Origin of the sequence: Flectobacillus sp. (genome assembly GCF_049240685.1) — a bacterium.
GTDB lineage: Bacteria > Bacteroidota > Bacteroidia > Cytophagales > Spirosomataceae > Flectobacillus.
Genome location: NZ_JBMLSD010000222.1, coordinates 1 through 10,625 on the forward strand (window position 1 = coordinate 1; position 10,625 = coordinate 10,625).

At 39.3% G+C, this 10,625-nt stretch carries 10 protein-coding genes; all 10 read right to left on the minus strand.

Annotation, left to right across the window (positions count from 1 at the left end; genetic code table 11):
* Positions 1-215 precede the first annotated feature (215 nt).
* Positions 216-644, minus strand: a complete 429-nt coding sequence (locus ACOVQ4_RS10065; protein WP_166577605.1) for a MarR family transcriptional regulator — start codon at positions 642-644, stop codon at positions 216-218.
* 1 nt (position 645) lies between these two features.
* Complete coding sequence (locus tag ACOVQ4_RS10070; RefSeq protein WP_166577604.1) at positions 646-1,125, minus strand: glutathione peroxidase; 480 nt, start codon at positions 1,123-1,125, stop codon at positions 646-648.
* Positions 1,126-1,287: 162 nt separating this feature from the next.
* Positions 1,288-1,587, minus strand: coding sequence for an AtuA-related protein (locus tag ACOVQ4_RS10075; protein ID WP_166577603.1), 300 nt, complete (start codon positions 1,585-1,587; stop codon positions 1,288-1,290).
* Entirely contained in the window at positions 1,584-2,930 is a 1,347-nt protein-coding gene (locus ACOVQ4_RS10080; protein WP_166577602.1) for an acyclic terpene utilization AtuA family protein, read from the minus strand. Before ACOVQ4_RS10080 ends, ACOVQ4_RS10075 begins: the two co-directional genes overlap by 4 nt.
* A gap of 3 nt (positions 2,931-2,933) precedes the next feature.
* Positions 2,934-4,229, minus strand: a complete 1,296-nt coding sequence (locus ACOVQ4_RS10085) for a CitMHS family transporter (protein ID WP_095163814.1) — start codon at positions 4,227-4,229, stop codon at positions 2,934-2,936.
* Positions 4,230-4,246: 17 nt separating this feature from the next.
* A complete protein-coding gene (locus ACOVQ4_RS10090; protein ID WP_166577601.1) occupies positions 4,247-5,275 on the minus strand; it encodes an alpha/beta hydrolase-fold protein in 1,029 nt (342 codons plus the stop codon).
* A gap of 120 nt (positions 5,276-5,395) precedes the next feature.
* A complete protein-coding gene (locus ACOVQ4_RS10095; RefSeq protein ID WP_166577600.1) occupies positions 5,396-6,733 on the minus strand; it encodes a DUF3237 family protein in 1,338 nt (445 codons plus the stop codon).
* Positions 6,734-6,749: 16 nt separating this feature from the next.
* Entirely contained in the window at positions 6,750-7,517 is a 768-nt protein-coding gene (locus ACOVQ4_RS10100; RefSeq protein WP_421820521.1) for a 3-hydroxyacyl-CoA dehydrogenase, read from the minus strand.
* A 251-nt stretch (positions 7,518-7,768) separates the two neighbouring features.
* Positions 7,769-9,568: a feruloyl-CoA synthase gene (locus tag ACOVQ4_RS10105; RefSeq protein ID WP_421820522.1), complete on the minus strand. Its 1,800-nt coding sequence runs from the start codon at positions 9,566-9,568 to the stop codon at positions 7,769-7,771.
* A gap of 95 nt (positions 9,569-9,663) precedes the next feature.
* Positions 9,664-10,449: a crotonase/enoyl-CoA hydratase family protein gene (locus ACOVQ4_RS10110; protein WP_421820523.1), complete on the minus strand. Its 786-nt coding sequence runs from the start codon at positions 10,447-10,449 to the stop codon at positions 9,664-9,666.
* Positions 10,450-10,625: the final 176 nt, after the last annotated feature.

Consider the following 10,625-nt stretch of genomic DNA (forward strand, 5'->3'; position numbering starts at 1 on the left):
GAGCAGATTATAAGAAAATGATGGAAGATATGATTTACGAAACCAACAAACCCTCCATTTCGGGTACAGTTTTCAAATATTATTTTCCGAAGAAATATGGTTTAAATATAGATGCATTCTTCTATACCGATTTTCAAAATACCATTTAAGTAAAATAAATAACTTAATGGTACAAAAATAGCCGATTCTTGAGAGAATCGGCTGTAGGTATTTTGTTAACCCTGTATGAGCTTATATAATAAGGTATGTAGTTGAATGGCTTCATCTCTGGTTAAAGATATTTGTTGCATTAACCTAGAAGGTACTTGTTCAGCTTGTGTCTTGAGTTTTTCACCTGTTTCAGTCAAGGAGATACAGATACTACGCTCGTCTTGTTTAGATCGTGTTCTGGTCAACAAGCCTAATTCTTCCATCCGCTTCAGTAAAGGAGTTAATGTATTAGACTGCAAAAATAATTTTTGAGCAATGTCTGAAAGACTCAAATTATTTTTTTCCCACAGAACCAACATAACCAAGTATTGAGGGTAAGTAAGATTTAATTCTTGGAGAATTGGTTGATAACATTGGGTCGTAAGTCGAGAAGCTGTGTATAATGGAAAGCAAAGTTGTCTTTCGAGCTTCAATACTTCTGATTCTTCTGACATATTACAAAGCCTTACGAATATCGTCCTCAATCGCTTCAGGTTTGGTAACTGGGGCATAACGCTTTATTACCCTTCCCTTCCTATCAACTAAAAATTTTGTAAAGTTCCATTTGATACTGCTTCCCAACAAACCTCCTTTTTTACTTTTTAGATATTTAAAAACAGGATGGGTACCGTCTCCGTTTACATCGCATTTTGCCATTAACTGAAAAGTAACACCATGATTCATTTGGCAAACTTGCTCGATGGTATCATTAGTTTCTGGCTCTTGTCCCGCAAATTGATTGCATGGGAATCCCAAAACTACCAAACCTTGGTCTTTGTATTTTTGATGTAAATGTTCTAATCCTTCAAATTGTGGCGTAAGTCCACACTTAGTTGCGGTATTGACTATTAGTACAGCCTTACCTGCAAACTCCGACATTGAGACTTCTTTGCCAGCAGGTGTCTTAGCTGACAAGTCATAAAATTTCTGCTCCATTATTTTGATTTTTTACAATTATATCGTGTACGATGTAAATGTAAGATAGATTTTTTCATTTTACAAAAAAAACCATCAAATCTTACTAGAATAGTAGATTTGATGGTTTTAAGAAAGGATTCGGATTTAAGTGGGGTATTTAGAAAACTACTGTATATGTAATTAGACTTCCATTTCAAGAAGGGCATAGCTCAATGTTTTACCATGGGTATCTATCGCCAAAGAGGTGGTAACTCCACCCAATAATGCTTGTTGACAAACAAATAGCAATGATGAAATATTGGGTAATTCGTATCGAATAATCTCTCCTTCTACGATACCTTGTAAATGTTCTTGTACTTTCTGAGCTGTAATTTGAGTGCAAAGTAGCTCATAATCAGACTCTTTGAAAGGAATCAGTGATAGCGTAAGAGTATTGCCTTTGTCACCTGCTCTGCTGTGGGCTATTTCGTAAAGTTTCATGCGCTTAGAATGTCTACGTTTGCTTTCAATAAATTTCTGTCAATCAAAATAGAGACGATGCCTATTACTTCATTCACATTTTTTCGAACACCCCCACCAGCCGCAGGACCATTGGTATAGAGTGCTTCAACTTCTTCTCCAATCAATAAGGCTTCCTCGGCAGTTGAGGCTTTTCCCGATACTCTCAATCTTACTTCGGGTAAATAGGACTCCTCTACTTTCATTTTAGCATTAAATTCTTCTCGAAAAATAGCATTTAAGCCAATATAATCAATTCTAAATGCTTCGAATTGAGGCTTTAATCTTTGGGATAAAATCTCCCCCGCCAATTTGGCACGTCCAACTGCGTTGAATCCAGCATAAGAAATTTCACCTTCGCCAAGATAAAATGCTTTATAGCCAACACTTGCTTTGTAAGTTGATGGTTTAGTTTTGCCCGTACCGCCTGTTACCCAAACTTGATTTTCGCCAATTTCTTCCAATTTAACGGTTGTAAAATCAGCGATTACATCAGGAGTGTAATATTCATGTGGGTTGATGACCTCGTACAAAAGCTGTTCTTTGGCAGTTTGCAGCGTAATTTTACCTCCAGTGCCCTTTACTTTACTAATAATAGCAGAACCATCGGCATAAATATCGGCAAAAGGGTGTCCCAAAGTTGCCAGTCCTTTTATTGGTTTCATGATAGGTTCAGCAAAATACCCTCCAGTAATATGTCCCGCACATTCGAGCAGGTGTCCAATCACCGTACCTTTTCCCAACAAATCATAATCATCCATTTGCCAGTCAAATTCATGAATCATGGGTGCTAAAAACAATGAAGGATCAGACACTCTTCCTGTGACAATAATTTGCGCATCAGCGGTTAAAGCCTCCAAAATTCCTTCAACACCCATATAGGCATTGATAGAAATCACTTCATAATCATTCAGCTCTTGTCCATTTTCCAAAACGGTAAAATTATTTGAGCTATTTTTTACCCATTGTGTTGCATCATCTCCTGTCACGGCTGCAACCTTGATGGATAAATTCAATTCTTTGGCTATCTCAATGACTTTGTGGGCGGCTGCCAATGGATTTGCCGCTCCCATATTAGTAATAAGCTTTATTTGATTTTTTACTAAGAATGGTAATAATGATCTGATTCGCTTCTCTAAAAGCGGGTCGTAACCTTTGGAAGCATCTTGTAATTTTCTTTTTTGAGCTAAAGCTATCGTTCTTTCGGCCAGACATTCTAGCACAAGATAATCCAATTCGCCTTGATCAGCTAATATAAGGGCTGGCTCAATCCTATCTCCCGAAAAACCTGCTCCGCATCCTATTCTTATTTTATCTTTTTTCATTTGCTAAATATGTATCGAGCCTGTCAGTAAAGCCATAATCGTCATCACAAGAGTAGTACCCCAAGCCCATTTGAAGGTAAATTTTTGATGTTCTCCCAAATCTACTTCTGTCAAACCAATCAATAAAAAAGTAGATGCTGTCAAAGGACTAATCGGAAAACCAACCGTCATTTGTCCAAGCAAAGCAGCTCGCCCTATTTCTAAAGAATCTAAGTGAAATTGTGTTGCGGTTTGACTCAAAATAGGCACTACGCCAAAGTAATAGGCATCTGGCGTGAAGAGAATACTCGCAGGCAAACTTGTAATCGCTGTAAGTAAAGGCAAAAGATTGGCATGATGCTGAGGAATCAACGATACCAATTCGTTGGCCATAGCATCAATCATTTTTGTACCTGTAAGAATTCCTGAAAAGATTCCCGCCACAAATATCATACTCGATACCAGAAAAATATTCATACCGTGACCACGCAATACTTTTTGTTGGTCGTTCAGTCTAGGGTAGTTGATTAACAGCGCCAACATACTTGCCAGTAGAAACAACACAGGCGCAGGAATCAATCCTTTGATGAGTATCACAATTAAACTAATCGTCAAGATCGCGTTGAGGATAATGAGTTTTGGGCGACGTAAACTTCTTTCATTTTCAGTTAAATTTTCCTGATGATTATAGGCAAAATCTACTACTCCTAATCGTTTTCTTTCCTTCATTCCTAGAAAATATGCCACAAATAACACCCATGCTAGCCCTGCTAATATTGCAGGAATATTAGGGTTAAAAATATGTACTGCATCCGATTTGAGTGTAGAAATAGCTCGTGCCGAAGTGCCAGACCAAGGTACAAGGTGCATCGGCCCCACACTCAACGCAACAATACAAGGCAATATTAAGCGATTGATTTTTAACTGTTTGTAAATAGGCAAAAAAGCTGAAAGTACAATCATAAAAGTGGCGGTGCCGTCGCCATCTAAATGTACAATCATGGTCAATATGGCTGTTCCGAGAATAACTTTGAGCGGATCGCCTTTTACATACTTGATGATAAAAGCGACTACTGGGTCAAAAAGTCCAGCATCGAGCATCGTGGCAAAATACAGTACCGCAAAGGTTAACAATATGCCTGTTGGTGCTACTTGCTTCATGCCTGCAAGCATCATTTCTCCTAATTCCTTTGGAGAAAATCCTGCAATAATCCCTGCCAAAAGTGGCACGATTACCAAAGCAGTAATCACAGAAAGACGTTTGGTAATGATTAAAAATAAGAAAATAGCAATGGTCGAAAATCCTAATAGTGCGAGCATTTTATCGAGCGTATATGTTATTCAAAAACCAGATAATCATTAAAAAATGGAAGCAAATCATTCAAAACTCTGCCATCATTTGTCCAAATTTTGTTCACATGGTTTCCAATATACTCTTCTGCAAAATGCTCAATACCAAGGTTTTCCAATTTTTGACTAAATGCGCCGCACTGAATCGGAAAGCGCTGGGCGTCGTTTCTTCCCCAATCCAATTTGATAGCTTTGAGTTTACGAAGATTATCCGCGTATTTATCTACCATCAATACAGGAAAATTAGCATTCCATTTGTCTACCACTGCCTGATTTACTTGCAGACTGTCGCCTTGATAGGTAAAAGGCATATCACAATAAAAAGGTGGGTTGGCTGGATTGGGAGACCATGCTCGTCCCACAGCGACCAATACTTTAGGATAATAGGTTTTTCGTAATTCTTCGACTGTTTTTATTTTCGAGAGTTCCTTAAATGAATCGCTATTTGCACCAAATTCTTTGACCATCATCAATAACCCTGGACTCATGGCGTATACAGAACTAAATACTTCTGGGTACAACATTCCGATTTTGATAGCTCCGTAACCTCCCATTGAATGTCCGCCAATACCTCTGCTATTGCGGTTGGCAAGGGTTCTGTATTTGCGGTCGATATTGGTAACCAATTCTTTAGCTTCAAATTCAGACCAGTTTCCAGTTAGGGCTGAATTACTATAAAAACTTCCTTCAAAAAGGGTATATTGACTGGCAATAACCAAAATAAAAGGGCGGATTTTGGCTTGAGCAATACTCTTATCTAAAATCGCTTTCATGCCTGTTGTGATACTATCATTACCCATGAAGCCATGTAAATAGTACACCACGGGAAATCTTTTTTGTGTGCTTTCGTAATTCGGAGGAAGATATATCGAGATTTTTCGGTTAGGGTTTTCTCCACCTGTATTTTGTAAAGTTTTAGCATTAATCACAAAGCTTTCAACTTTCCCCTGAATACTTTGCGCATTTACCTGACTGAAACACAGACAAGTAAAGAAGAGTAAAAGAATTCTTTTCATAAATTAAAATGTGTTTTTTGGATAGATATGTTTTAAAAAGGGTAATGTGAAAAGGCACTAAGGCACAAAGTGAATTGTTGTTTTACAACTTTTATCACTTTGTGCCTGTGGATTTTAATTCTATTTCACCGCCCAAATTTGAATCAATACATGATCGGGTTTACGGATTCCTTTACATAAAAATAAACTATTATTTACCCATTCATATCTTCCTTTGGGTGCTTCTAGTGTCGGAATCGTTCTAAAATAATATTGTGAAGGATCTACATTTTCGCCTTTGGCAATTTTGGCTGCAATTTCAGGAGAGGCCACTCTCAATCCATTGTTTTTCACATAAATAATGACCCCATCATCTGTTTTAATTTGGTAATTTGCATCTAATTCTGCTACGCCATCGCTTCTCACAATTTGCCAGTCAGCACCACCCGACAATACTTGTCCTTTAATACTTGGGCCTTCGAAAGTACCTCCAACAATTGGGATAATGCGTCGTAGTCCATGTGGAGTCTGACCTACTGTGAGGGCTTCGCTTAGCAAAACTTTTATTTCACAAAAAAAAGCTAATCCTGGTGCTGGCGGCTCGGGAGTTGTCAGGCCGTGCAATTGTAGCCAATCTCCAAAGCGTTCTATCCATGTATCGGTAGGAATGTTTTTCTTACTCATACCGAATCCATGACCTCCTTTTTCGTAAATATGTAACTCGGCGGGTTGTTTGGCTTGCGTCCATTTGCTATAAATAGAAGAACTGTGCAAAGTAAAACCTAGTTGGTCATCCGAAGCGGCCGCCACAAAAATTGGCGTCGGTTGAGTTGGAACTTTATTACCTAAAATAGCTTTTTCGTAGGCATAAATTGGGGCAACAAAATTGGGTCTTTCAGCATCATTGGCTGTATAAACTACCGACATGGTTAAGGTTCCTCCTGCCGAAAATCCCATCATGCCAACTTTGCTTGGATTGATATGAAATTTCTCTGCATTCTGACGAATATACTGAATTGCCTTACGTCCATCTTGTGTAGCCAAAGGAATTACAGCCGCATTTTCTTGGTCGAGCGCCTTCATATTACTCATTTTACCCATCAATTCCGTAATAGGATTTTCTGTAAACGAGCGTGCTACTCGGTATTTCAAGACGAATGCCGCAATACCTCTTTCATTCAACCATTTGGCTACATCAACTCCTTCATTATCCATCGACAAAGTATGAAAAGCTCCTCCCGGCGCAACGACTATGGCTGTTCCATTTGCTTTGTTTGGATTTGGTAAATAGGCTGTAATCGTTGGATCAACAATATTATAGGCAGTTCGACCACCCCAATTAGCATTGGTTAACACTGATTCTTGCCAAGTCCAGCTTTCTGAACCTGGGGCTTTACCTTCGTACAATCGGATAACTTCTTGTGCGTGAGCTGTATATCCGAGTATTAGACCTAAGATACAGGTAACTATTTTTTTCATAGTAAAAGGTTTTGTATTATTTCATTCCCATTCTAATAGCACCATCCAAGCGGATTACCTCGCCATTGAGCATGGTATTTTCAATGATTTGTTGTACCAATTTCGCAAATTCTTCAGGTTTTCCAAGTCTTGGAGGAAAAGGAATTTGTTGCGCCAAAGAAGCTTGTGCTTCGCTAGACAAATTTGCCAGTAGAGGTGTTTCAAAAATTCCTGGAGCAATCGTCATCACTCGTATACCCATACGGGCAAATTCACGAGCGATAGGTAGCGTCATCGCTACCACCCCACCTTTAGAAGCTGAATATGCCGCCTGTCCGATTTGTCCATCAAAGGCCGCGACCGAAGCGGTATTAATCACAATACCTCTTTCGCCTTGTTCGTTGGGCGTATTGTGCTGCATGACGTTTGCCCCCAAACGAAGTACATTGAATACCCCAACCAAATTGACTTGAATGACTTTCTGGAAAAAGCCTAAATCATGTGGACCATCTTTGCCCACCACTCTTTTGGCAGGGCCAATACCAGCACAATTGATGACACCGTCGATTTTTCCAAAATGAGAAAGGGCTTGTTCAATCGCTTGTGACACCTGCGTTTCATCCACAATATCAGCTTTGCAAAAAAGCGCTGAATTGCCCAAACTTACTTGGGCATTTTGCCCCGCTTGTTCATTAATATCTAGCAAAATAACTTTTCCGCCTTGCGAAACAATGTTTTGTGCAGTAGCCAATCCCAACCCAGAGGCGCCACCAGAAATGAGAAATATGTTTGATTCTATATTCATCGTAAAAAAGAAAAACCCTCAATACGTCAATACAAGGGGATTTTTAGGGAAATAAATTTGAGCAAAATGCTCGTATGAATGGTTTTTTGGATAATAATTTTATTTATTGAAAAAACTTCTACTGACGATTGAGGGATATTGGTTGTTGCTTTCGGCTTTCAGGTATCTGCTTTCGGCGGTGGGCTTTAGGTAAAAGAATGTCTGTCGTTTTAACACTCTTTGCCTTGTGCCTGTTGCCTAATACTCAAAACCTAACTATGAAATAACTGATGTACCAAATCCTGTCGATTTGTCAAAACTGCACGTTGGTTAAGCGAACCTTTGTCGGTTATCTCGCCTTTGTCAATCGATGGAGGCTCGTGAGCAATAATCACTTTGCCGATACTAGTCGAACTACCTGTGGCGTGAGCGTTAAATTCTTTCAACCAAGATTCTATAAATGTTGTTACCGATGAATGTCCATACAATTCGGATGCGCAAACAGTCGTTGTGTGCCCAGTCAACTTGTAACAGGCGTCAGTGTTGAGAAAAAGTATTAAACCAATATAGTCTTGGTCGAGTCCTGCAATAACTACATCTTGAATAATGGGTGAGCCAGAGGAAATAATTTTGGTTTTCATCACGCCCACGTTGACCCATGTACCCGTTGAAAGTTTAAAATCTTCGGCAATTCTGCCGTCAAAAATCAATCCTTTATCAGGATTATTTTCGTCCAAAAACTTTACAGCATCGCCTGTTTTATAAAAACCATCTTCATCAAAAGCTTGCACCGTTGCCTCTGGATTTCGCCAATACCCTTTTGTCACATTGGCACCTCTATATCTTGCCTCCCACTTATCGCCCAAAGACACTAATTTTACCTCTAGCCCTGCGACTGGCACACCCAGCAAGCCTGAAAAAGCACCTCCCCAATTCGCAAAAAGAGCCGAAGGACCTGATTCTGTACAACCTAAACCTGTTACAATAGGCACTTTTACGCCGATAGTCTGAATAGCAAGTTCTTCCAATCTATTCCAAATAGGCTGTGCCAAACTAGCGCCAGCATAAAATATAATTTGAAGATTTTTGAAAAAAGTATTTCTTAATGATTCTTCCTTTTCCAAATATTGAATCAACATTTCAAAGCCCTTTGGAACATTAAAATAGGCTGTAGGAGATATTTCTCGAAGATTTTTTACCGTTTCTTCAATGCCTTTACTACTAGGTTTTCCGTCGTCTATGTAGAGTGTACCGCCATTATGAAGCGCCAAGCCAAAATTGTGATTACCGCCAAAAGTATGGTTCCACGGAAGCCAATCAATAAAAACGGGGGCTTGTTCTTGCATAAAAGGAAAACTCTGTGTAATCTGTTGGAGATTGGCACACCACATTTGTTGGGTATTAATTACACCTTTGGGTAAACCCGTTGAGCCAGAAGTAAATAGTATTTTCGCAACAGTATCACCAGTCACCTTTTGGTGAGCTTGAGCTACTGCATCAGTAATAGTTGATTGTCGCCAAGAGGATATATTAGGAAATTTTTCACCTTGCGATACCAATATTTCAATCTCAGGAAATGTATTTTCAATAAATTGAATAGCCTTATTATAAGCTTGTTCGGCCTGTACAAAAACCAGTTTTGGTGTCATTTTTTCTAAACAATGACGAAGTTTAGAAAAGTCTTCCGACACCAAGGAATGCGCAGGTGAAATTGGTGAATACGGAATGCCTACATGCACCGATGCCAATGCCAAAAGTGCGTGCTCAAGGCTGTTTTCGGAGAGAATTACCACAGTATCATTTCCCTCAAAACCCATATTCAACAGATGTTGAGCTATTGAACACATTTGCTGATAGGTATCTGCGTAACTTAGTTCTTGCCAAATACCCTCTTGGTTACGTTGGGCAATAAAAGTCTTTTCAGGCTGTCGAAGCGACCACTCCAAAAGTCTATCAGTAATAGTTTTAGGAAAGGGTTTTAAATCACTATTTAACCGAAATAAAATACTCCCATCAGGATTGTAAGTCTTGATGGTTTGGGTGGGGCCAAAAGCTACATTCTTAAACTCCATAACTTGAAAGAGATAAAAATTTTATTCGAAAATGCACCATCCAATATAGCCACTGAACTTTGGTGCATCGCCTATTCAATGATTAGGACTATTACTTATTCTCCCACTTTTTTGGCTCGTCCTTCCAAAAAGTCTTTTAATCTCTGTTTGGCTTCGGGGGCACTTTGAGCAATGGCAGCCATCATACTTTCCAACAAAAGCCCTTCTGTTTGACCGCTATCTACTATTCTTGGAAGCACATGCGTAAGAGCATAATTGGTCATTCCAGCGTTTGAGGCTATTTTCTGAGCCAATTCTTTTCCTTTTTCCAATCCTTGTCCGTCCTCAACTAAGTATTGAGCTAATCCGATTCGTTCGCCTTCTTCGGCTTGATACACACGTCCTGTCAGCATCATATCAGTCATACGCGCCATACCGATTAACTTGGGTAATCGAACGGCAGCGCCACCACCCACAAATATTCCTCTTTGACCTTCGGGTAGGGCATAAAAAGTGCTTTTCTCAGCCACCCGAATATGACAAGCTGCTGCCAACTCTAAGCCACCACCAACTACAGCACCGTGCAATACTGCCACCACAGGAACAGCACCATATTGTACTTTTTCGAGTACTCGATGCCACATTCTTGAATGAAAAATACCTTGTACCGCATCCCGCTCCTTAAGCTCAGATAAGTCTAAGCCAGCCGAAAAATGCTTGCCAATTCCATAAATAATGGCACAACGAATATGAGAAGGAATATTTTCGAAAACCGTTTCAATGCCCAAAATGAGTTCATCATTAAACGCATTGCGTTTGTCTGGACGATTGAGCCCGACCCATAGAATATCACCTTCCTCACGTATCTGTAAGGTTTCAGGGACTGATTTTGTTATCTTCATCAATTATAAGAATCTCTTGTTGTTGCTGTGATAGTTAAGCTTTTTTGGCTCAAGAATTACCTTATGTGATATACTTTTCAAGGGTTAGGTAATCGTTCAAAATAGTATTTAATCAGAGTCACGTTTTAAGATATTGATAATTATAAATTTCAGTTCACAACTCACAATTCATCATT